The following is a 21,922-nucleotide window of genomic DNA, read 5'->3' as shown; positions in this document are numbered from 1 at the left end:
TGGGATGGAGGTGCGCCGAACCGTGAGAGAGCCCGCTGAGTCGCCGAACCAGGAGGTGCCCACCTGGCACGGCCTCGCCGCCAACAGATTCAATCCGCACGCGTGGATCGTCGGTGAGCCCGAGATCGGCGACGACGTCTGGATCGGGGCGTTCACGGTCATCGACGGCAGCGGCGGACTCGTGATCGGCGACGGCTGCGACATCTCCGCCGGTGTGCAGATCTACACGCACTCGACCGTGGAGCGATGCGTCAGCGAGCGCGCCCGCGACATCCAGCGGGCATCGAGCAGCATCGGCCGGAACGTGCACATCGGCGCGAACGCCGTCGTCCTCATGGGCGCGGACATCGGCCATCACAGCGTCGTGGCGGCCGGTGCCGTCGTCACCGAGAACACGGTCGCTCCTCCGTACAGCGTGCTCCGCGGGGTGCCCGCCCGTGTCTTCCCCGACGCCGCCCGCCGATTCGCCGACTGAGTCGAAGCCGGAACGGTCCGCTCTAGGCTGGGTGGCGTGAAGATCATCAGCGTCGTCGGCGCCCGCCCGCAGTTCGTCAAGCTCGCCCCGATCCACAAGGCTGCGCTCGCCGCGGGTGTGGAGCACGTCATCGTGCACACCGGCCAGCACTACGACCCGATGCTCTCCGACGTGTTCTTCGAAGACCTGGGGATCGCAGCGCCCGACGTGCACCTCGGCGTCGGAAGCGGATCGCACGGCGTGCAGACGGGATCGATGCTGGCGGCCCTCGACGCCGTGTTCGACGAGCATCGGCCGGACTGGGTGCTCGTCTACGGCGACACCAACTCCACCGTCGCCGCGGCGCTGAGCGCCGTGAAGATGCACATCCCGGTCGCCCATCTCGAGGCGGGTCTGCGGAGTTTCAACCGTCGGATGCCCGAGGAGCACAACCGGGTGCTGACCGATCACGCGGCGGATCTGCTGCTGGCCCCAACCGAGGTCGCGGTGGGGCATCTCGCGCACGAGGGGCTCGCCGAGCGCACCGTGCTCGTCGGCGACGTCATGACCGATGTGCTGTTCGAGGTCCGTGACCAGGTGGCGGGGGCTCCCTCCGCGCTGATCGAGGAGCTCGGCCTCGAGGCGGGCGGGTTCTACGTCGCGACCATCCACCGCGCCGAGAACACCGACGACCCCGCGCGCCTGGCCGAGATCGCCGCCGGTCTCGCAGGCCTCGACAAGCCCGTCGTCCTGTTGGCGCATCCGCGCGTCGTCGCGAAGGCCGCCACCCACGGCATCGCGCTCACGCAGGGATCGCTCATCTCGCACGCGCCGCTCGCGTACGCCGACCTCATCGCCGCCGCCGTCTCGAGCGCCGGGGTGGTCACCGACTCCGGCGGTCTGCAGAAGGAGGCATTCCTCCTCCGGGTTCCCTGCACGACGGTGCGGACCGAGACCGAATGGGTCGAGACGGTGCAGCTCGGCTGGAACGTGCTCGCGAACACCGCGCAGGAGATCGCCGCAGGCGTGACGCGCGCGAGGCCGTCCGACACGGACCAGGCGCCGTACGGTGACGGGCACGCGGCCTCTCGCGTCATCACCGTCCTCGCGGAGCAGCGCCGCTGACCGGACGGTCCGCACACTCCGCGCATCTTCCGTGAACAGTCCGCGCGGCGGAGCGGGAGGCGAGCAGAGCGCGAGGCCGCCCTCGATCCGCGCAATAGAATATCGCTCATGCGTATCGCCGTCGTGGCCCTCGGAAAGATCGGCCTCCCCCTCGCTCTGCAGTTCGCCGATCGTGGACACGAGGTGATCGGCGTCGACGTGAACCCGGCGCTCGTCGACGCCGTCAACAGCGGGGTCGAGCCGTTCCCCGGTGAAGCACAGCTGCAGGAGAAGCTCACCGCGGCTCTCGCAGCCGGACGCCTGCGCGCCACGACCGACTATGCCGAGGCGATCCCGTCGGCGGAGGCCGTCGTCGTCGTGGTCCCCCTCTTCGTCAACGAGGAGACTGCGGAGCCCGAGTTCGGCTGGATGGACCAGGCGACGAGATCGCTCGCGGAGCACCTCCGCCCCGGCACGCTGGTCTCCTACGAGACGACGCTCCCCGTCGGCATCACCCGCGGACGCTGGAAGCCGATGCTCGAGGAGATCTCCGGGCTCACCGAGGGCGAGGACTTCCACGTCGTCTTCTCGCCGGAGCGCGTCTACTCCGGCCGCATCTTCGCCGACCTGCGCAAGTACCCGAAGCTGGTCGGTGCTCTCTCCGACGAGGGCGGGCGTCGCGCCGTCGAGTTCTACGAGGCCGTCCTCGAGTTCGACGAGCGTCCGGACCTGTCGCGGGCGAACGGCGTCTGGGACCTGGGCAGCGCGGAGGCCGCGGAGATGGCCAAGCTCGCCGAGACCACCTATCGCGACGTGAACATCGGACTCGCGAACGAGTTCGCCCTGTTCGCGGGAGCGAACGGGATCGACGTCTACCAGGTGATCGAGGCGTGCAACTCGCAGGTGTTCAGCCACATCCACCGCCCGGGGATCGCCGTCGGCGGTCACTGCATCCCGGTGTACCCGAAGCTCTACCTCTCGACGGATCCGGGCGCCGACATCGTGCGGACCGCGCGTCGCGTCAACGAATCCATGCCGGAGCGCCTGGTCGCCCAGGCGGAGGGCATCCTCGGTTCGCTCTCCGGACTGCGGGCGGTCGTCCTCGGCGCCAGCTACCGCGGCGGCGTGAAGGAGACGGCGTTCTCCGGTGTGTTCCCGACGGTGGCGGCCCTCGAGTCGCGCGGGGCCGTGGTCCAGGTGCACGATCCGATGTACACCGACGACGAGCTGCGTCGCCTCGGATTCGAGCCGTACGCCCTGGGCGACGACATCGACATCGCGATCCTGCAGACCGACCATGCCGCCTATCGCGAGCTCGAGCCTGCGCAGCTTCCCGGCATCAAGCTGCTCGTCGACGGACGCGCCGCGACGGATGCGGCACGTTGGGCGGGTACTCCGCGCATCGTCGTCGGGACCGCGGTCGAGCTGATGGCCACCGCAGGGGCCACGACCTGAACCGCGCACGGCCCGCCCCTCGTCGGCGTGCCGCGTTCCGTGCGGACATCCAGGCGCTCCGTGCGATCGCCATCGCGGCGGTGGTGCTCAACCACCTCTGGCCGAGCCGCCTGACCGGAGGCTACGTCGGCGTCGACGTGTTCTTCGTCATCTCGGGGTTCCTGATCACGAGCCATCTCACGCGAGAGATGACGGCCACGGGCCGCATCGCACTGGCCGCGTTCTACGCGCGCCGCGTGCGCCGGCTCCTTCCCGCTGCGCTCCTGGTCCTGATCGTCAGCGCGATCGGCACGCTGCTGCTTCTGCCGTACCCCCGCTGGCCCCGGGCCGGCGCCGAGATCGCCGCGAGCGCCGGCTACGTCGAGAATTGGTTCCTGAGCGCCATGTCGGTGAACTACTCGGCGCTCAACGACCAGGCGACCGTCGCCCAGCACTACTGGTCCCTGTCGGTCGAAGAGCAGTTCTATCTGCTGTGGCCGCTGCTCCTGCTGGCCGCGTCGTGGTGGGCCGTCAAGCGATCCGCACGTCCTCGCGTCGTGGCCGCCGTGGTCCTGGCCGTCCTCGTCGTCTCCTCGCTCGCGGCGAGCGTGATCGCCACGACCCTGATCCCGAGTCAGGCGTACTTCGCGACCTACACGCGCGCCTGGGAGTTCGGCGTCGGGGGACTGCTGGCGCTGACCGCGACGCGCCGTCTCCCACGCGTGGGGGCCGATGTGCTCGCGCTCGCGGGACTCGTGATGATCGCGCTCGCCGCCGTGTTCTTCGGCCCCGCGACGCCGTTCCCCGGATACGTGGCGCTGCTGCCCGTGCTCGGCACGGCGGCGGTGATCCTCGCCGGCACCGGACGCGAGCGCCTCTGGCACACCGCGGTGACCGGCACCAGGCCGGTGCAGTGGATCGGCGACGTCTCCTATTCGCTCTACCTCTGGCACTGGCCGCTGATCGTGCTCGTGCCGTTCCTCGTCGGGGCGGCTCCGTCGACCGTCATGAAGCTCGGCATCCTGGCTCTCTCGCTGCTGCTCGCCTGGGCGACGGCCCGCTTCGTGGAGCGCCCCGGCCAGCGCTGGAAGTTCCTCGCAGCCTCGCCGCGGCGCACCCTCCTCGCGATGCTGGGTGCGGTCGTCGCCATAGCGCTCGTGGGCGGCGGGCTGGTGCTCGCCGGCCGAGCAGTCTCGGCGGCGGACGTTCCGCCCGTGAGCGTGACCATCGAGGAATGTGTCGGCCCGCAGGCGATGGATCCGGGCGCGGCGTGTCCTGACAGGTTCGGGCCTGCGACGGATGTGGTCATGGGTCCGGGGAACGCCTACTTCGCCGTGCCCGACGAGTGCCGAGCCGATCCCGCGCTGCTCCCCTTCGGGGACACCACGGCGACGGTGGTGTGCGATTTCAGTGCGGGCGCCGCGGATGCGCCGACGGTCTGGCTCGTCGGCGATTCGCACGCGCAGCAGTGGCAGGGCGCGGTGTTCGACCTCGCCCGCACGGAGGGATGGATCGTGACGACGTCGTTCGGGGGAGGGTGTCCGGTGATCGATGCGCCGTTCATCGGCTTCCGCGAGCCCGCGACCGCCGCGGAGCAGGAGCGGTGCGAAACGTGGTCGTCCGCCGTGCAGGCCGCGGTGGTCGAGGCTGCACCCGACGTCGTGCTCACGTCTTCGGCGGGGCGCGTGCAGCTCGTGGACGACGGCTCCGACCGCCCGCAGACCGATCAGTTCGCCGATGGCCTGCAGCGCACGTGGCGCGCCTGGGCCGATGCCGGTGTGACGGTGGTCGCCCTCGGCGGCGTGCCGTTCAACGGCGAGGTGCGCTCGCCCGACTGTCTTCTCGTCAACGCGCGCAACCCGCTGGCGTGTGCGGTGCCGATCGCCGAGGCGCAACCGGCCGATCCGTACTTGCTCGCGGCATCCGCGGCCGCCGATCCGTCGATCCGTTCCTTCGACGCAGGACCTTCCTTCTGCGACGAGGCGCGGTGCTACGCCGCGATCGGCGGCACGGCGGTCTTCTACGACGCGGACCATCTGAACCTCGACTACGTCCGTCGGTTCGCTCCGATGCTGGCCGACGTCATCGGTCCGATCGTCCGCGACTGAGCTCCCAGCTACGCGCCGATACGATTGCAGGTATGGATCTTCTCGTCGTCGGGTCGGGCTTCTTCGGCCTCACCATCGCGGAGCGCGCAGCAGAAGCGGGCCGCAAAGTCACCGTCATCGATCGTCGTCACCACATCGGCGGCAACGCCTACAGCGAGGCGGAGTCCGAGACCGGGATCGAGGTCCACCGCTACGGTGCGCACCTCTTCCACACCTCGAACCCGACGGTGTGGGAGTACGTGAACCGCTTCACGACCTTCACCAACTACGTGCACCGGGTGTACACGACGCACAAGGGAACCGTGTTCCCGATGCCGGTGAACCTCGGCACGATCAACCAGTTCTTCCAGTCCGCGTACACCCCCGACCAGGCGCGCGCGCTGGTCAAGGAGCAGGCGGGGGAGTTCGATGCCAAGACGGCGGCGAACTTCGAGGAGAAGGGCATCGCGCTCGTCGGACGCCCGCTTTTCGAGGCGTTCTTCCGGGACTACACCGCGAAGCAGTGGCAGACCGATCCGCACAAGCTCTCCGGTGACATCATCAGCCGCCTCCCGGTGCGCTACACCTACGACAACCGGTACTTCAACGACACCTGGGAGGGTCTGCCGACCGACGGTTACACCGCGTGGATCGAGCGGATGGCGGATCACCCGAACATCGAGGTGAAGCTGAACGTCGACTACTTCGACGACTCGCAGCCCCTGAGCAAGAAGGCCACGGTCGGTCAGGTGCCCGTCGTCTACACGGGGCCCGTCGATCGCTACTTCGACTACGCGGAGGGCGCGCTCAGCTGGCGCACGCTCGACTTCGAGCAGGAGGTGCTGAACGTCGGCGACTTCCAGGGCACGCCGGTCATGAACTACCCCGACATGGATGTGCCCTACACGCGCATCCACGAGTTCAAGCACTTCCACCCGGAGCGGAAAGACGTCTTCGCGCAGGACAAGACGGTCATCATGCGCGAGTTCTCGCGCTTCGCGAACCGCGAGGACGAGCCGTACTACCCGGTGAACACGCCGACCGACCGGGAAGGTCTGCTGGCGTACCGCGAACTGGCCAAGGGCGAGCAGGACGTGCACTTCGGCGGACGCCTCGGCACTTACCAGTACCTCGACATGCACATGGCCATCGGCTCGGCGCTGTCGCTCTGGAACAACACTCTCTCCTAGACTCGACATCGTGAGTCACGCTGCTGTCGGGGCGCCCGGGACGCCCCGGCGCTATCTGCATTCGTTGTGGCTGCTGTCGGCCCGCGACCTCAAGGTCCGGTACGCGACGAGCTCCCTCGGCTACCTCTGGTCCGTCCTCGATCCGCTCGTGATGAGCGCGATCTACTGGTTCGTCTTCACTCAGGTCTTCCACCGCACCGTCGGTGAGGATCCCTACATCGTGTTCCTCATCGTGGCGCTCCTTCCCTGGGTGTGGTTCAACACCTCGGTGTCCGACTTCACGAGGGCGTTCAAGAAGGACTCGCGCCTGGTGCGGTCGACGGCCATCCCGCGGTCCATCTGGGTGAACCGCATCGTGCTGAGCAAGGGGATCGAGTTCCTCTTCTCGATTCCCGTGCTCGTGCTCTTCGCGGTGTTCAGCGGGGCGACCGTCAACTGGATGCTGCTGTGGTTCCCCGTCGCGATGCTCATGCAGATCACGCTGCTCGTCGGCCTCGGCCTGCTCGTCGCGCCGCTCTGCGTGCTCTACGCCGACCTCGAGCGCACGACGGCGCTGATCCTGCGCGCGCTCTTCTACGCCTCGCCCGTGATCTACAGCTTCCAGGACCTGCCGGCGCCGTTCGACACCATCGGCGCCTTCAATCCGCTGGCGGGCATCTTCACCCTCTACCGGGTCGGGTTCTTCCCGGAGCTCTGGCAGACGACTCCCGTCGTGATCAGTGCCGTCATGTGCATCGTCATCCTCGCCCTGGGCATCTGGACGTTCCGGAGCCTCGAGCGCCCCGTGCTGAAGGAGCTGTGATGTCCGCGGCCATCGAAGTCCAGGGTCTCGGCGTCCACTTCCGACGGAACCGTCGAGGACGGCGCAGCTTCAAGGATCTCTTCTCCGGCGCGTCGCGGCGCTCGCGTCCCGGGGAGTTCTGGGCCCTGCGCGACGTGTCGTTCACGGTGCAGCCGGGGGAGTCGATCGGCGTGGTCGGGCGTAACGGCCAGGGCAAGTCGACGCTCCTCCGTCTGGTCGCCAAGGTCCTCCTGCCCGACACGGGAACGGTCACGGTCAACGGGGGAGTCGCTCCGCTGATCGAGATCACCGGCGGCTTCGTCGGCGACCTCACCGTGCGCGAGAACGTGCGGCTCACGGCAGGACTGCATGGGATGTCGCGTGAGGAGGTCTCCCGCCGGTACGACGGCATCATCGCCTTCGCCGAGCTGGCCGGGTTCGAGGAGACTCCCTACAAGCACCTCTCCAACGGCATGAAGGTGCGCCTGGCGTTCTCGGTGGTCTCGCAGCTCGACGAGCCGATCCTCCTGGTCGACGAGGTGCTCGCGGTGGGAGACAAGGCCTTCCGCGAGAAGTGCTACACGCGCATCGACGAGTTGCTCGCCGAGGGGCGCACGCTCTTCTTCGTGAGCCACAACGAGCGCGACCTCCGCCGTTTCTGCACTCGGGGTCTCTACCTCGACAAGGGCGAGCTCGTGCTCGATGCGCCGATCGCCGACGTGCTGGCGCGGTACAACGCCGACTACAACTCCTGACCGGCGACGACCGGGCTCAGAGTCCGACGAGGGCGCGCAGGTCCTGCACGGCCGCGCGGGCGGCATCGATCGTCTCGGCGGGAGCGGCGCCGACCGTCAGCGCGGACTGGAGGTCCGTCAGCCGCTGCGAGTACACCGAGAGCCCGTCACGCCATCCGTCGGCGATCGACGAGGGCGGCTGTGCGTCCGACAGGCGCTGCACGTCCTGCTGCAGCGTCTCGACGACCGGAAGCGCGTCGGGGCCGTTGGCTCCGGTGATGATGTCGAGCCCGCGAGGCGCGTCGTTGAGCCAACCGCTCACCTGTCCGCGGAAGACCTCGACCGTCGGGTCGCTCGCCGGCGGAGGATCCACGATCGGCGTCTGCGACGGCGCGGGTGTGGCGGAAGGCGAAGGCGTCGGTGTCGGCGTCGCGCTCGGTGAGGCCGACGGCGTGGCTGACGGGCTCGCACCGGGCGTGGGGCCATCACCCCGCGGAAGGAACAGGAACAGCAGCACGCCCACGATCGCGAGAGCGGCGACCGAGAGGCCGACGATCAGCCAGATCCGGCCGGTGCGCTTCGGGGGCGCGGGGAGAGGGGCCCACCGCAGTTCCGGCTGCTGCTCGTCCGTCATCATGCCTCCAGGGGTTCCATGGGCTGCCAGGTGCGGTCGCGACCGGCCTTGCCGCCGTCACGGATGCCGCGGAAGAGGTTGCTCGTGCCGCGGACCGTCCGCTCGACGAAGACGAGACGGATCAGTTCCTTGGCGAAGGTCGCAGCGGTTCCCAGACCGAACAGGACCGGGTTGTAGACGCCGTGCACACGGTAGTACTGCTTGATGAATCCGCGGTTGCGCATGATGTAGTACCGGTAGGCGTTGCTGGACGCGTTCATGTGACGGATGCCCATGTCCCACTGCTTGATCTCACGGGTGCGTCGCAGCACGAATTCGTCCACGATGACGGCGGTGGTCCGGCGCGAGGCGAGCCACCCGTACATCTGGTCGTCCCAGTAGATGAAGAACCTCGGGTCGGGGAGGCCGATCTGCGTGACGATCGAGCGGTGGATGAACATGCCCTCGAAGCATCCGCTGTTCATCTCCTTGTAGGCGGACGCGTCGAATCCGGACGGCGCGAACGGGATCGGGATCCCCATGCGCTCCGCGATGCGGTACTGCCAGTAGAACTCGCTCCCGTCGTAGTCGATGCGGCGGCCCTGGATGCTCTTGAACCGCGGCGCCCACTTGCCCATCTTGGCGAGGCCGTCGGTCAGGACCTCGACGTCGTCGTCCATCATCCAGATCCATTCGGATCCGAGCTCGTACGCCGTGCGCATGCCCTCGCTGAAGCCACCGGATCCGCCGGTGTTGGTCTCCAGGCGACGGTAGACGATCTCGGTGCCGATCCCCTCGCGGAAGGAGTCCACGACGGCGGTGGTGTCGTCGGCGGACGCGTTGTCGATGATCACGACATGTCCGGGCTTCGGGTCCATCGCGGTGATGCTCGTGAGCAGGCCCGAGAGGAGGTGAGAACGGTTGAAGGTGACGATCACGATCGTCGCGGCCTTGGGGTCGAATGCAGCGGGCGCCGCGGTCATGCCTTCTCCTCGAAGATCTGCTGCCAGGACTGGGGCGAGACGAGCTCGGGGAGAGCCTCGCGATACTGTTTCTGCAACTGGGGCCACCGGCGACGGAGCTCGGCGTGCAGTCGGACGCTCTCGCGCAGCATGCGGCGGTACTGTCCGCGGTCGCGCGTGTAGATGTTCTTGCCGGATCCGTCCGCCGCGCTCACGAGGGCGCTGTCGAACGACGGGACACGCCACCACCGGGCGTCTTCCTTGCCGAACTCGACCTCGGGCTGCGTCAGGTTCGCGGGGTGCGGCCGGTGGAGCCAGTGGGAGACCAGCGTGCGCATCGTGAACACGCGCAACCGGATCCCCTTCGGGTTGTCCAGATCGTTGTTCGACAGCTGCTGGAACACGCGGCGGCCGCGGCGGGAGTGCAGGACCCTGGCCGGATCGCGGTGCACGACCGTCTCCGGGAACTCGGCGGCGAGCGCGCGCGCGGCGGGCATGGCCGTGGCCAGGTTGCCTCGCATGTGGTCGGGCCCGGACAGGATGTCCCGCAGAGCGCGGGCCCGCAGCGCCACGGGGTAGTACTGCATCATCATGAGGTGCTTGAGGTCGACGCGCCTGCTGTGCTTCAGGAGCGCCCCTCCTCGAGGGGCGCCGGAATGCAGGAGTCCGGCGACGATCCGGTTGCGGGCGTGGAAGTACGCCTGCCAGTCGATCGTGTCGTCCTTGTTGACCCAGGAGACGTGCCAGAGCGCGACGCCCGGCATCGACACCGTCGGGAACCCGGCCTCGCCGGCACGCAGGCAGAATTCGGCGTCGTCCCACTTGATGAAGGCGGGGAGGGCCAGGCCCACTTCCCGGATCACGTCGAGGGGGATCAGGCACATCCACCAGCCGTTGTAGTCGGCGTCCATCCGGATGTGGAGAAGCGTCGACTGGCGCAGGTTCGACACGCCGAAGTCGTGCGGCATCTTCTCCTGGTACAGGTTGCGCCACATGAACGGGTTCTCATCGACCACCTCGGCCCAGCCGTGGAGCTTGGGACGGTCGAGCAGGTCGAACATGTGCCCGCCGACGAGCACCGGCGTGGTCGCGTACTGACCGAACACGATCGAGCGGCGCAGCGACTCGGGCTCGAGGCGCACGTCGTCGTCGAGCAGCTGCACGAAGTCGCTCTCCGGGCGCTGCAGCGTCTCGTGCATGGCACGGGCGAATCCGCCGGAGCCGCCGAGGTTCTCCTGGCGGATGACCTGCAGCGTCTCACCGAGGCTCTCGGCGACCTCGTCGAAGCCGTCCTGCTCGGAGACGAGCTGCGAGCCCTGGTCGACCAGGAAGATGCGGTCGACGAACTCCAGGGCGTCCGGAGAGGCCGCAAGGGCGCGCAGCGTCTCGACGCAGTAGTCCGGCTTGTTGTAGGTGGTGATGCCGAGCGACGCCTTGCCCGAGCGCGCGGGCTCCTGCTCGGTCGTCCACTCCGCGCCTTCGAGCACCGCCGGCTTCTCGTCGGCGACGATGTCGAACCAGATCCAGCCGCCGTCGCTGTATTGCGTGAGCTCGAGATCGAAGGTCGTCGTCGCCTCTCCGGTCACCTCGCGGGTCGCAACGCGCTGGCGGATGCCGGAGCCGTTGGAGCGATAGACGAGGATCGTCGCGGGTCCCGTCGTGCGGACGGTGAGCCGGACCTCTCTGACGCTGGTCCAGTGCTGCCAGTAGGACGCGGGGAAGGCGTTGAAGTACGTGCCGAGCGACACGCGCCGCCCGGCGACGATGCGCGCACGGTGGCGGCCGAGGATGTTGCCGAGGTGCGCCCGGTTCGACACGCGCACGGGCTCGTTCTCGATGACCGACCAGGTCTCGGGGTCGGCGTAGAGGGGAAGCAGATCGGGGTCGCGATCAAGTGGGAAGACGACGTTCTGAAGGACGTGGGCCACTGGGTAGTTCTCCGATGTTGGTGCCGCAGACCGCTGTGGCGGGACAGCGCGCGACTCGATGAGCAGTGAGTAGCCTACCGTCCGTCTCCTTCGGATCTGCGGAGAGTCCGCGCCGCGACCCGACCGCACGGCTGGCTAGACTGAGCGCGATGAAGGTATTGATCACCGGCGGCGCCGGCTACATCGGGTCCACTGTCGCGACGGCATGCATCGAGGCCGGCAACGAGGTCGTCATCCTCGACGATCTCTCCAAGGGCCTCCGCGCCTTCGGCGACGGCCGCAACCTCTACGTCGGCGATATCGCGGATGCGGCGCTGCTCGATCAGCTGCTCTCCGACCATCCCGACATCGACGCGGTCGTGCACTGCGCGGCCCGTGCCGTCGTCCCGGAGTCGGTCGCCGATCCGCTCGGCTACTACGACTCCAACGTCGGCAAGACGGTGCTCCTGCTTCAGCGCCTTCGCGACGCGGGCATCGCGCGCATCGTCTTCAGCTCCTCCGCCTCCGTCTACGCGGGCGAGAGCGGCGAAGGCGTCGACGAGAACGGTGTGCTCGCGCCGTCCAGCCCCTATGCGACGACGAAGGCGATGGTCGAGCAGATCCTGCACGACGCGGCCGCCGCCGGCGACTTCCGTGCGATCGCGCTCCGCTACTTCAACCCCATCGGCGCCGACCCGCAGCTGCGCACCGGGCAGCAGAATCCCGCGCCCTCGCACGCGCTGGGCAAGATCATGCAGGCGCATGCCGCCGGCGAGCCGTTCACCATCACCGGCACCGACTGGGCGACGCGCGACGGCTCGGGTCTGCGGGACTACATCCACGTCTGGGACCTCGCGCTCGCGCACGTCGCGGCGGTGCAGAGGTTCGACGAGGTCGCCACCGCGGAAGAGCCGTATCAGGTCATCAATCTCGGCACCGGCGACGGTGTGACGGTGCGCGAGCTGGTCGCCGCCTTCGAACGCGTGACCGGCGAACCTCTCGCCGTCGTCGAGACGGGTCGCCGTCCGGGCGATCAGGCCGGCGCCTTCGCGATCGTCGATCGTGCCGAGCAGGTCCTCGACTGGCATGCGGAGCGCTCCGTCGACGACGGCGTGCGCGACGCCATCGCCTGGGCCGAGAAGCTCGTCACTCTGCGCTGAGCCGGGCTCATTCCGGCCGCGTCACGCCTGCGGGCGGAGCGTCGGGATCGAGCTGGTGTGCGCCGCGTCGATGTTCTCGCGCCAGGACCGGGACTGACCGGCGCGCAGGGCGCAGAGCACGAGCATGAACCACCCGGCGCCGACGATCGTGAAGCTCTCGAACATCGAGTCGACCGCGAGTGTGACCAGGGTGATCGGCGTCCATGCGTAGACGACGGACCGGCGCACGCTGGCGACCAGCCAGGAGCGCACCAGCGCCACCCCGCCGAGCAGCAGGAAGAGCACGAGACCGACGGCTCCCAGTTGCAGGAGCACGTCGAAGAACCCGTTCAGCGCGCTCTGATGACGGTCGTCCAGTTGGAAGTTGATGTACGTGAACGGGTACTCGCCCCGCGCCCAGTCTCCGAACCATCCCCAGCCCTGGATCGGCTTGACGGCGACGAAGTCGAGGATCGTGTTCCAGAGCGAGGCGCGGATCGAGAAGTCGGAGCCGGCGTCGAGGAGCGCGATGATCTGATGGCGCAGCGCGAACGCCACGACGAGCGCGAGAGTGACGAGGATGCCCAGCATCCACTGCACGAGATTGCGTCGTTCCGGCGACGCGTGTCGCACGATCGTCAGCGCGACCGTCACGATGCCGACGGCGACGGCGAGCACCAGCACGGTCGGGGAGGACGAGAGGAAGGCCAGGGATCCGGCCAGGGCGACGGACGTCACGGCGAGCGGCGGGTTGACCGACTGGGTGCGCCACTCGATCACGAACGTGATCAGTGCGATGACCGCGATGAACCCGAGCATGTTGCGGCTGCCGAAGAGACCCTGGATCGGGCCGCCCGCGGCGAGATTCCCCTGGATTCCGAGGAACGCGAACGGGACGTCGAGCAGGATCCCGGAGAGGATCTCGATGCCGAGCGAGATGGCCAGCAGCGCGCGCAGCGTGTCGCCGATCGCACGGACGGTCTGCAGCGTGTCGCGGATGTGACCGACCGTGATCGCCAGGAAGGCGAATCCGAACAGGGACAGCCAGCCGAACACCGTGTCGGAGCGGTCGGTCGTCCAGACCAGGCTCACCAATGCCCAGCAGAGGAACGCGAAGAGCGAGGAGGGCGCGATGCGCAGCGGCGACAGCTCCTCGCGGCGGACCCAGAGGATCGCCCCGCCGAGAAGGCAGAGGGCCGTGATGACGGCGGCCAGAGTGACCGGCGACGTCATCTGTCCGATCGCGAACGATCCGAAGACCGCCGTCAGAGCGGCGAGCGTGAACGCCCTCGCCATCTCGACGGACCCGAGAAGGCGCACGATCGGGCGCATCGGCGTCACGGCACCCGCCGCTGGCGCGCGCCGCGTTCGAAGAGGAGATCGCGTTCGCCGACGCCCACCAGGGGGACCGACTTGAGCTTGAACGAGAGCAGCACCAGCAGCATCCAGCCCCAGAGCATGATCGGCGTGGACTCGGAGAGCCCCTGAACGAGGAGGACGATCGTGAAGAGGCTCGGGAGCAGGGTGAGCGGGGAGAACGGACGCGCGGCCTCGAGGTCCCAGCGCGGGCGATCGACGGCGAAGAACCAGGAGCGCCAGAGAAGGCTCACGTAGGCCAGCGCCATGAGGATGACACCGAGGACACCGAGCTGGAGCAGCACGTCGAGCCACATGTTGTGCGCGTGGAAGACGGTGATGCCGTGGTCGATGATCCAGCCGTCGAACGCGGGGTCCGTCGGGATCCAGGGACTGGAGAAGCCGTTGCCGAAGAGCGGATGCTCGCCCGCGCGCTCGAGCACCTTGGACCAGATCAGGTCGGAGCGCCCCGTGAGGTCGGAGCTCCGGCCGAGCAGCGCGAGCAGGGGCGCACGGACCAGCCACACTGCTGCTGCGACCAGGGCGGTGCCGCCGATCGCGATCACGTAGACGCGGTTGCGCGCTCCGGGAGTGCTTGCGCGGCGCATGACCAGCGCGACCGCGAGGACGACAGCGGCGGCCGCGGCGCAGACGAGCGCGGTGGCGGACGACGTGCGGAACAGGAAATAGGCGGCCAGCAGCGCCCACATCGCGAGCGTGGTGCGCCAGCGTGCGCGTGCCGCGAAGAGCACGCCGAAGGTGATGATCGCGAAGAGCGAGATGATCGCCAGCAGGTTGGCGTTGCCGACGATGCCCTGGATGCGACCGCCGTCGAACAGGTTGTCGCGCACCCAGTACCACTGCGGGTCGAGCTCGCCGTCCGGCAGCGTCGCGAAGTTGGGCAGCAGCGGGCCGTGGATGACAAGTGAGACCCAGAGCTCGAGCGCCAGGGAGAGTCCCAGGATCCACTTGAACGCGGACGACAGCGCTCGGACGATCTCGTGCCAGGTCAGGACGTGCGCGATGAACAGGCCGTTGACGGTGACGGCGGCGAGCAGCACCCAGGTGAGGAGGGTCGGCCCGCGCCACTGCGACCAGGCGACGGAGACGAGCGCGAGGGTGGTGTATCCGAGCGCCGACCACGGCAGCCGCCGCCAGCGGAACGGCTGCGGTCGGTTCCGCGCGAGCATCGGGATGCCGATCGCGAGCGTGGCGAGGGTGAAGACCACGAGGACGATCCCGGCGCCGATCATCCCGAGCAGGTTGTAGACGGCCGAGTGCGCGAATGTCACGAAGAGCACGAGGATCACGTAGGCGCGCAGCAGGAGGTGCCCCGTCGACTCGCGCTCCGGCGCGGTGGGCGGGGGCGCCACGGGATGCTTGGTGTACTGAGCCATCGCGTTCAGGCTACCGCGCCGCGCTTCGTGCGTCGCTGAGCGCCGCCGTGCGGCTCTACGCTGGGATCCATGCTGCTCAGCCTCACGAACGCGCCCCGTGACTACGCCTGGGGATCCGACTCCCTGCTCGCCGAGCTCGAGGGCCGTGTCCCCTCGGGCGCACCCGAGGCCGAGGTCTGGTTCGGCGACCATCCGAGTGACCCGGCGGACGTCGAGGGCGGCGGCACCCTCGACCAGATCACGGGGGGCACGCTGCCGTACCTGCTCAAGCTGCTCGCGGCCGGCACGCCGCTGTCGATCCAGGTGCACCCGACGATCGCGCAGGCGCGTGAGGGCTGGGCGCGGGAGAGCGGTCTCGCGGACGACGATCCGCGACGCAACTACCGCGATGACAATCACAAGCCGGAGCTCATCGTGGCGCTCAGCGAGACCTTCGAGTCGCTCAGCGGCCTGCGTCCGGTGGCGAGAACCCTCGCTCTGCTCGACACTCTGGGCGACAGTGCGGGTGTGGCGGCGCTGCGTGCGCGGCTGAGCGGCGATGGCGATGTCCTCCGCACGGTGATCGGGTGGCTGCTCGGAGGCGAGGCGCAGAGCGAGGTCGATGACATCATCGCGGCGGTGCGCACCGCCGCAGCGGGCACGGGTGCAATCGCAGGGGAGTGGAGCACCACGATCCGGGCGATCGCCGGCGTGGCCGCGAACTACCCGGCGGATCCCGGAGTGGTCGTCGCCCTGCTGATGAACCATGTCGTCCTGCGCCGCGGCGAAGGAGTCTTCCTGCGCGCCGGCCTGCTGCATGCCTACCTCTCGGGGCTCGGGGTCGAGATCATGGCCGCGAGCGACAACGTGCTCCGCGGCGGTCTCACCCCCAAGCGCATCGACGTGCCCGAGCTGCTGTCGATCCTCGACACCTCCTCCGGAGAGGTGCCGGTGCTGCGTCCGTCCGGAGACGGCGCCGTCACGGCCTATCCGGTGCCGATCCCCGACTTCGCCCTCGAGCGGGTCTCCCTCACCGGTGCGCCCCTGACGTGGGACGTCACGGGGCCGACGATGGTGCTGGCGACCGCGGGCGACGTGGCCGTCTCCTCCGCCGCGGGAGAGGTTCGACGAGTGCCCGTCGGTGCAGTGGTCTTCGCCACGCCCGACGAGGGCGCGGTGACGCTGTCCGGAGCCGGCGAGGTGTTCCTCGCGTCGCCCGGGCGCGACACGCCGACGAACACTCAAGAACTTTAAAGAACCGCTTGAGGGTTTACGATCCGCGACTTGACCGGAGCGAATGACACGGGTGTAATTAGGTACGAGCACGGCCCGCCGGGGGGCGGAGACAGGGTTGGAGATCGAGATGACGGGATACCGTTCCGACGTACCGGAGAACTGGTTCGTCGATCCGATCAACCTCGGAGTGCCGGGGGTTCGGAAGCCGAACGCCGAAGACGACAACGCCCTCGCCTGGCAGAGCGACGCTCTCTGCTCGCAGACCGATCCCGAAGCCTTCTTCCCGGAGAAGGGCGGATCGACACGAGACGCGAAGCGCATCTGCACCACGTGCGATGTCCGCGGCGAATGCCTCGAATACGCGCTCAACAACGATGAGCGCTTCGGGATCTGGGGCGGACTCTCCGAGCGCGAGCGCCGGAAGCTCAAGCGCCGCGCGAGCTGATCGCCTTCCGCTTCGCGGGCGCGCCGCGTCCACTGCCCGGGAGGCGCGGATCGCGCGCTTAGGCTGACCACGTCATGCCAGCCCGAGTTCACGCCATCATCGTCGCGCGCCCCGGATCTTCTGCCCGCGCGCAACTCCTCCGCACTCTCGACGCCGTGCGGTCTCAGACGACACCTCCGGCCGCCGTGACCCTCGTCATGTGCGGCGACGCGACGACCGCGCGCGAGAGCGAGACGGTCGCCGGCACGGTGGAGGGCATCATCGAGGCCCGCGCGACGACGTCGTTCGCCGAGGCGGTGGAGCTCGCACGCCCCCGCGTCCTCGAGGGAACCGCGATCTGGCTCCTCGCCCAGGACACGGCGCCCCATCCGCGCGCCCTCGAAAGGCTCAGCGGGATGCTGGAGCGCTCGCCGTCGGCGGTGATCGTCGCTCCGAAGCTGGTCGCGACCGACAACGAGCGTGAGATCGTCTCCCTGGGCGTGACGATGACCACGCTCGGCCGTTCGGTCGAGCTGGCGGCGGGGGAGCTCGACCAGGGTCAGCACGACGGCATGGACGATGCGCTCGGATCCGACATCCGCGGAATCCTCATCCGCGGGGAGGTCCGCGACGCGCTGCGTCCGGATCCGGGTCTCGCCGGGGCCGACGAGGGGCTCGATCTCGGCGTGCGCGCCCGACTCGGCGGCGGTCGCGTCGTGGTCGCACCGACCGCGCGCATCTCCGCTTCTCCGGACGGCCCCGCGGCGCTCCCTTCCGGCCGCTCGCGTCGCGCCTACGTCCGACGGCTCGCGCAGCTGCATCGCCGTCTCGCGTACGCCCCGGCGCCCGTCGTGCCGCTACACTGGCTGGCGCTCCTCCCGCTCGCACTCTGGCGATCGATCACGCACCTCATCGGCAAGCGTCCGGAATCGGTCATCCCCGAGTGGGCCGCCGCACTCACCGCGATGCTGCGCGTCAACGCCGTCGCGCGCTCGCGCGCCCGCATCCGTTCCTTCCGTTCGTCCACCTGGGCGAGCATCGCACCGCTGCGGGTCACCTCGTCGCAGTTGCGTCGCCGGCTCGACGACGGACACGGCAGCGAAGGCGGCGCGGTCAGCGAGCTGCGCTTCTTCTCCGGCGGTGGCGCGTGGGCCGTGCTGGCCGCCTTGGTCGTGAGCATCGCCTCGTTCACGACGGTGCTGGCGTGGCCGACGGTCGGCGGCGGTGCACTGCTCCCGCTGCGCGACACGGTCTCCGCGCTGTGGAGCGATGCGGCGTGGGGACTCCGCGGTGTCGGCATCGACCTCGTCGGTCCCGCCGACCCGTTCGCCGCCGTCGTCGCGGTCCTCGGCACGCTCTGGCCCGCCGGCCCGTCGTTCACGCTGGTGCTGCTCTGGATCCTCGCCCTCCCGCTCGCGGTGCTCGGCGGGTGGTTCGCCGCCACTCGCGTCACCGACCGCGCCGGACTCCGGATCTTCGCGGGCGTGGCGTGGGCGATGGCACCGACCTTCCTCACGGCGCTCGTCGACGGGCGGCCGAGTGCTGTCCTCGTTCATCTCCTGCTCCCGTGGCTCTTCCATGCGGCCGCCGTCGCCCACCGGTCCTGGGGTGCCGCAGGCGCCGCATCGCTCCTGCTCGCCGCGGTCGTCGCGTGCGCACCGTCACTGGCACCGGCCCTGGCGCTGCTCTGGATCATCGCGATCGGCATCGCCCTCGCGACGGCGCAGTTCCGCGGCGCGGGTCGGCAGCTCTGGCTCCCGCTTCCGACGGCGCTCCTGTTCGCGCCGCTCGTCTTCTGGCAGCTCGCGCACGGCTCGCCACTCGCTCTGCTCGGCGATCCCGGCTTCCTCTGGGCGGGCCCGCAGGCGACGGCCGACGCGGCAGGCCGCCTCGCGATCGCGACCGGGTTCCCGACGAACGACTTCGCGGGATGGACGATCTTCGCTCCGGCCGTGATCGGCACCTGGGCACCGCTGCTGTGCGCCCCCATCGCCCTGCTCGCCCTCGCCGCGGCGGTCGCCCCGCGCTGGCGCGCCGGCATCACGCTCCTCGTGGTGACGCTGGCGGGTCTCGCGACCGCGTTCCTCGCGGTCGGCATCACGGTCGGCTTCACGCAGGGCAATCCGGTCGCGATCTGGCCGGGCTCGGGCCTGAGCCTCGCATGGATCGGCGTCGTGGGAGCGGCGCTCGTCACTCTCGACACCGCGCTCACCCTCCCGCGGCTCCGCCTGGTCGCCACCTCCGTCGCGGCGGTCGCGCTCGTGGTCTGCGCGGTGCCCGCCCTGACTGCTTTCCATCTGGAACGCTCGGCGCTCACCAACGGTCCGGTCTCGACCCTCCCGGCCTATGTCGCGGCGCAGGCCGCCGGAGATCAGCAGATCGCCACGCTCGTCCTCACGCCCCAGGACGACGGCGGTCTCGCCGTCGACGTCGCCTGGGGAGCGAGTGAGACTCTCGGAGCCCAGTCGACCATGATGACGACTGCTGTCGAACCCCAGGGGGCCGACATCACCGCTCTCGCGGTCGACCTGCTCTCGGCGCGTGACTTCGACGCTCCGGGCGAGCTCGCGGAGCAGGGCATCAGCTACGTGCTGCTCGCCCAGCTCCCCGGGGGGCAGAGCGACAAGGCGCGTGCCCTGGGGACCACGGCTGTCACCTCGATCGATCAGCGTCCGGGGTTCGTCCACGCCGGCACCACCGAACGCGGTGTGCTGTGGCGGTTGGAGGCCGACGCGGACGCGCCGGAGGCGCTGACACAGGCACAGCAGGGCACCGCGCGTCTGGTGATCACTCTGCAGCTCGTGTTCGTCTTCGCCGCCCTGCTGCTGTCGGTCCCGACGCGCGCGTCGCGCCGGGCCGCCCGTGCACAGTCCCGCATCGTCGGCCGGGTTCCGGAGGAGCCGCTCGTGCTCCCGAGGCACGCCGAGGATCGCGAGGACGAGGATGCCGTCCGCGGCGTCGCCGAGGCGACGGTCCCCACGGTCGCGACGGGCGAGACCGAGGACGCGATCTCCGACGACCCGCTCGTCGGCGTGGACGCGCCGGATGACGAGCCTCTGCCGGATGATGACGCGCCGGTTGACGAGCCCCTGCCGGATGATGACGCGCCGGCCGTTGATGAGTCGCCGTCCGACGACGAGCCGATGCCGGACGACGAGTCGCCCTCGAACGACGAGCCGTCCTCAGACGACGAGCCGTCCTCAGACGATCAGGCGCCGTCGGCTGCTGCGGCCGAGGAGGACAACCGATGAACGGCACACGCGCTTTCCGAGTCGCCGCCACCAGCGCCCGCGTCATCACCGGGGTCGCGGTCGCCGTCGCGTGCGCGGTCGGTGTCGTCGCCGCCATCCATGCGCCGTGGCCCGAGATCAGTCACGACCCGGCGCAGGTCCAGGTCACGCCGTTGCCCGGCGACACGGTCCTCGTCTGCAACGGCGATCTGCGCGCCCTCGGGCGGGATTCGTCCGCGCCCCTGGACATGCGCTCCGCCGCCTCGCCGACCCTCACCGAGGGCGGCACGTCGGGGAGACCGTCCAGCACGACACTCGAGAGCCCTGACCTGACCGATGCCGGAGACGTCCGCGTGCTCACCGGCGCGGTCGAAGGACGCACAGCGCCGCTGATCGCCGCGACGGAATCGGTGACGATCGCGGAGGACGACCTCGCCGGGTTCGCCGCCCTGGCCTGCGGCGAGCCGCGCTTGGAGTCCTGGCTGGTCGGCGGGAGCGTCGGCACCGGCACCGAGGACATCGTGATCCTGGCCAACGCCGGAAAGGTCCCGACGACGGTCACACTGTCCGTCTACGGCACGACGCGCAGCGCGCGCACCGTGGTCGTGCCGGCCGGCACGCAGCTCGCTCTTCCCCTCGCGTCGATCGCGGCAGGGAACGAGGCCCCCATCGTCAAGGTGAACGCATCGGGAGCGCCGGTGCGTGCGGTCCTGCAGTCCTCGCTCGTGCGCGTGCTCGACCCCGCGGGGATCGACCTCCAGGACGCGGTGGCCGGTGCGCAGAAGAACGTGGTGTTCGCCGGAGTGCAGGCATTCCCCGTCGAGGGCGATGAAGCCGACATGACCGTCATGCGGCTGCTGTCGCCGGAGGCGGACGGGGAGGCGCGCATCGTCGTGCGGGCGACCGGATCGCGCGAGGTGGCGAACGAGTTCACCGTCCCGCTCTCCTCCGCGACCCCCGCGGAGGTCTCGCTGAGCGGACTCGAGCCGGGCACATACTCGGTCGAGGTGGAGGCCGACGTCCCGGTGGTGGCCGCGGTGCGTCAGCAGGACGGCGCCGGCCTGGATTCCGACTTCGCCTGGGTGACGCCGGCTCCCGAGCTCGATGCCGACGTCCTGGTCGCCGTCCCGCGGGGCCCGACCGCGCAGCTGCAGCTGACGAACACCGCGGATGAGGATGCCACGGTGTCGCTCGCGCCCGCCGAGGGCGGCGACGACGAGGAGATCATCGTCCCCGCGGGGCAGTCGGTGAGCGCCGACGTGGAGCCGGGGACGAGCTATCTGCTTCGCCCTTCGGCCACCGTGCACGCCGCCGTCACCATGACGGCACCCGGCGCTCTCGCGGTGCTCCCGATTCAGGCCGGTGCCGGAGCCGAGCAGTCGATCACCGTCTACCCCTGATCCGGAGGGGCGTCCCCGAAGGGCGCTGGATCAGTGGTCGTGACCGAGATCCCAGGGCTCACGCCCGACGTACTCGGCCGCAGCGCGGAACACGGCGCTCTCGATCGCCATCCGGCGATGCGCCGCGTCATCGTGCCCCGGCGGCAGGAGACGCTCGATCGGCAGGCGGAACAGCACGATCCGACTGTTCTCGCGGTCGAGGTACCAGCGCGGCACCTCGTCGGTCGCGTCGAACGCCGGGATCGCGCCGATCTCGAATCGGACCTCCTGCAGCTCCGGCCAGGTGCCGCGGAGGAACTCGACGGCGGTGCCCACCGTCAGGTCGAACCGGTCGAGTCGGCCGTCGAGGGGAGCGAGAGGAGGTCGGACGACCTCGCTGCGCCCGAGGCGCCCGTGGCGTCCGTGCCGCGCGCCGCGCCGAGGGGCTGCAGAGGTGCGGGCGGAACGGCGGCGGGGCATGACGAAAGTCTAGGCGGTGCGCGTGTGCGCGGCGCG

General features: G+C 69.6%; 18 protein-coding genes. 12 read left to right on the top strand and 6 right to left on the bottom strand.

Annotated elements, in window-relative coordinates; all coding sequences use genetic code 11:
- Nucleotides 1–22 precede the first annotated feature (22 nt).
- The 7 genes from ABS642_RS06405 (at nt 23) to ABS642_RS06375 (ending at nt 7,805) form a co-directional block, all read left to right on the top strand.
- Nucleotides 23–475, top strand: coding sequence for an acyltransferase (locus ABS642_RS06405; protein WP_350352662.1), 453 nt, complete (start codon nt 23–25; stop codon nt 473–475).
- A gap of 36 nt (nt 476–511) precedes the next feature.
- A complete protein-coding gene (gene wecB / locus ABS642_RS06400) occupies nt 512–1,579 on the top strand; it encodes a UDP-N-acetylglucosamine 2-epimerase (non-hydrolyzing) (RefSeq protein WP_282213856.1) in 1,068 nt (355 codons plus the stop codon).
- A 108-nt stretch (nt 1,580–1,687) separates the two neighbouring features.
- Complete coding sequence (locus ABS642_RS06395) at nt 1,688–3,013, top strand: nucleotide sugar dehydrogenase (RefSeq protein WP_350352661.1); 1,326 nt, start codon at nt 1,688–1,690, stop codon at nt 3,011–3,013.
- Nucleotides 2,941–5,100, top strand: a complete 2,160-nt coding sequence (locus ABS642_RS06390; protein WP_350352660.1) for an acyltransferase family protein — start codon at nt 2,941–2,943, stop codon at nt 5,098–5,100. The genes ABS642_RS06395 and ABS642_RS06390 overlap by 73 nt, the downstream gene beginning before the upstream one ends.
- Nucleotides 5,101–5,132: 32 nt before the next feature.
- Nucleotides 5,133–6,269 carry a UDP-galactopyranose mutase gene (gene glf, locus ABS642_RS06385; protein WP_282213854.1) on the top strand — a complete coding sequence of 379 codons (1,137 nt, stop codon included), beginning with the start codon at nt 5,133–5,135 and terminating at the stop codon, nt 6,267–6,269.
- A gap of 10 nt (nt 6,270–6,279) precedes the next feature.
- Complete coding sequence (locus ABS642_RS06380; RefSeq protein WP_282213853.1) at nt 6,280–7,071, top strand: ABC transporter permease; 792 nt, start codon at nt 6,280–6,282, stop codon at nt 7,069–7,071.
- Nucleotides 7,071–7,805 carry an ABC transporter ATP-binding protein gene (locus tag ABS642_RS06375; protein ID WP_282213852.1) on the top strand — a complete coding sequence of 245 codons (735 nt, stop codon included), beginning with the start codon at nt 7,071–7,073 and terminating at the stop codon, nt 7,803–7,805. Before ABS642_RS06380 ends, ABS642_RS06375 begins: the two co-directional genes overlap by 1 nt.
- Before the next feature lie 16 nt (nt 7,806–7,821).
- Here the strand turns inward: ABS642_RS06375 and ABS642_RS06370 are convergent, their stop codons facing one another.
- Genes ABS642_RS06370 through ABS642_RS06360 form a run of 3 tightly spaced genes read right to left on the bottom strand, consistent with a single transcriptional unit; the run spans nt 7,822 to nt 11,287 of the window.
- Nucleotides 7,822–8,418 carry a hypothetical protein gene (locus ABS642_RS06370; protein WP_350352659.1) on the bottom strand — a complete coding sequence of 199 codons (597 nt, stop codon included), beginning with the start codon at nt 8,416–8,418 and terminating at the stop codon, nt 7,822–7,824.
- Nucleotides 8,418–9,380 carry a glycosyltransferase gene (locus ABS642_RS06365; RefSeq protein WP_350352658.1) on the bottom strand — a complete coding sequence of 321 codons (963 nt, stop codon included), beginning with the start codon at nt 9,378–9,380 and terminating at the stop codon, nt 8,418–8,420. The genes ABS642_RS06370 and ABS642_RS06365 overlap by 1 nt, the downstream gene beginning before the upstream one ends.
- Entirely contained in the window at nt 9,377–11,287 is a 1,911-nt protein-coding gene (locus tag ABS642_RS06360) for a glycosyltransferase (protein WP_350352657.1), read from the bottom strand. Before ABS642_RS06360 ends, ABS642_RS06365 begins: the two co-directional genes overlap by 4 nt.
- A gap of 149 nt (nt 11,288–11,436) precedes the next feature.
- On the opposite strand from ABS642_RS06360, the gene galE reads away from it, so the two are divergent.
- Nucleotides 11,437–12,426: a UDP-glucose 4-epimerase GalE gene (gene galE / locus ABS642_RS06355; protein WP_350352656.1), complete on the top strand. Its 990-nt coding sequence runs from the start codon at nt 11,437–11,439 to the stop codon at nt 12,424–12,426.
- Between the two features lie 21 nt (nt 12,427–12,447).
- Here the strand turns inward: galE and ABS642_RS06350 are convergent, their stop codons facing one another.
- Both ABS642_RS06350 and ABS642_RS06345 read right to left on the bottom strand, forming a co-directional pair.
- Nucleotides 12,448–13,737, bottom strand: a complete 1,290-nt coding sequence (locus tag ABS642_RS06350) for an O-antigen ligase family protein (RefSeq protein WP_350353408.1) — start codon at nt 13,735–13,737, stop codon at nt 12,448–12,450.
- Nucleotides 13,738–13,742: 5 nt separating this feature from the next.
- The gene (locus ABS642_RS06345; RefSeq protein WP_350352655.1) at nt 13,743–15,158 is read right to left on the bottom strand and encodes an O-antigen ligase family protein; all 1,416 of its coding nucleotides are present in this window, start codon (nt 15,156–15,158) and stop codon (nt 13,743–13,745) included.
- A gap of 69 nt (nt 15,159–15,227) precedes the next feature.
- On the opposite strand from ABS642_RS06345, the gene manA reads away from it, so the two are divergent.
- From manA to ABS642_RS06325, 4 genes are all read left to right on the top strand, one after another.
- Entirely contained in the window at nt 15,228–16,391 is a 1,164-nt protein-coding gene (gene manA, locus ABS642_RS06340) for a mannose-6-phosphate isomerase, class I (RefSeq protein WP_282213846.1), read from the top strand.
- Between the two features lie 109 nt (nt 16,392–16,500).
- Entirely contained in the window at nt 16,501–16,818 is a 318-nt protein-coding gene (locus ABS642_RS06335) for a WhiB family transcriptional regulator (RefSeq protein ID WP_116635434.1), read from the top strand.
- A 74-nt stretch (nt 16,819–16,892) separates the two neighbouring features.
- Nucleotides 16,893–20,048, top strand: a complete 3,156-nt coding sequence (locus ABS642_RS06330) for a glycosyltransferase (protein ID WP_350352654.1) — start codon at nt 16,893–16,895, stop codon at nt 20,046–20,048.
- Nucleotides 20,045–21,427: a DUF5719 family protein gene (locus ABS642_RS06325; RefSeq protein ID WP_350352653.1), complete on the top strand. Its 1,383-nt coding sequence runs from the start codon at nt 20,045–20,047 to the stop codon at nt 21,425–21,427. Before ABS642_RS06330 ends, ABS642_RS06325 begins: the two co-directional genes overlap by 4 nt.
- A 30-nt stretch (nt 21,428–21,457) precedes the next feature.
- Here the strand turns inward: ABS642_RS06325 and ABS642_RS06320 are convergent, their stop codons facing one another.
- On the bottom strand, nt 21,458–21,886 hold the full coding sequence (locus ABS642_RS06320) for a hypothetical protein (protein WP_282213842.1): 429 nt from the start codon (nt 21,884–21,886) through the stop codon (nt 21,458–21,460).
- Between the last annotated feature and the right edge of the window lie 36 nt (nt 21,887–21,922).

Origin of the sequence: Microbacterium sp. A8/3-1, assembly GCF_040267695.1 — a bacterium.
Lineage (GTDB): Bacteria > Actinomycetota > Actinomycetes > Actinomycetales > Microbacteriaceae > Microbacterium > Microbacterium luteolum.
Note: the sequence above shows the minus strand (reverse complement) of the source record. Positions and strands in the feature narration are given on the sequence as shown.

Bases quoted from the DNA above. Each gene is read 5' to 3' on its own strand.
- ABS642_RS06395 (WP_350352661.1), top strand. From the start codon at position 1,688: ATGCGTATCGCCGTCGTGGCCCTCGGAAAGATCGGCCTCCCCCTCGCT.
- glf (WP_282213854.1), top strand. From the start codon at position 5,133: ATGGATCTTCTCGTCGTCGGGTCGGGCTTCTTCGGCCTCACCATCGCG.
- ABS642_RS06375 (WP_282213852.1), top strand. From the start codon at position 7,071: ATGTCCGCGGCCATCGAAGTCCAGGGTCTCGGCGTCCACTTCCGACGG.
- ABS642_RS06370 (WP_350352659.1), bottom strand. From the start codon at position 8,418: ATGACGGACGAGCAGCAGCCGGAACTGCGGTGGGCCCCTCTCCCCGCG.
- ABS642_RS06365 (WP_350352658.1), bottom strand. From the start codon at position 9,380: ATGACCGCGGCGCCCGCTGCATTCGACCCCAAGGCCGCGACGATCGTG.
- galE (WP_350352656.1), top strand. From the start codon at position 11,437: ATGAAGGTATTGATCACCGGCGGCGCCGGCTACATCGGGTCCACTGTC.
- ABS642_RS06350 (WP_350353408.1), bottom strand. From the start codon at position 13,737: ATGCGCCCGATCGTGCGCCTTCTCGGGTCCGTCGAGATGGCGAGGGCG.
- ABS642_RS06345 (WP_350352655.1), bottom strand. From the start codon at position 15,158: ATGGCTCAGTACACCAAGCATCCCGTGGCGCCCCCGCCCACCGCGCCG.
- manA (WP_282213846.1), top strand. From the start codon at position 15,228: ATGCTGCTCAGCCTCACGAACGCGCCCCGTGACTACGCCTGGGGATCC.
- ABS642_RS06335 (WP_116635434.1), top strand. From the start codon at position 16,501: ATGACGGGATACCGTTCCGACGTACCGGAGAACTGGTTCGTCGATCCG.
- ABS642_RS06330 (WP_350352654.1), top strand. From the start codon at position 16,893: ATGCCAGCCCGAGTTCACGCCATCATCGTCGCGCGCCCCGGATCTTCT.
- ABS642_RS06325 (WP_350352653.1), top strand. From the start codon at position 20,045: ATGAACGGCACACGCGCTTTCCGAGTCGCCGCCACCAGCGCCCGCGTC.
- ABS642_RS06320 (WP_282213842.1), bottom strand. From the start codon at position 21,886: ATGCCCCGCCGCCGTTCCGCCCGCACCTCTGCAGCCCCTCGGCGCGGC.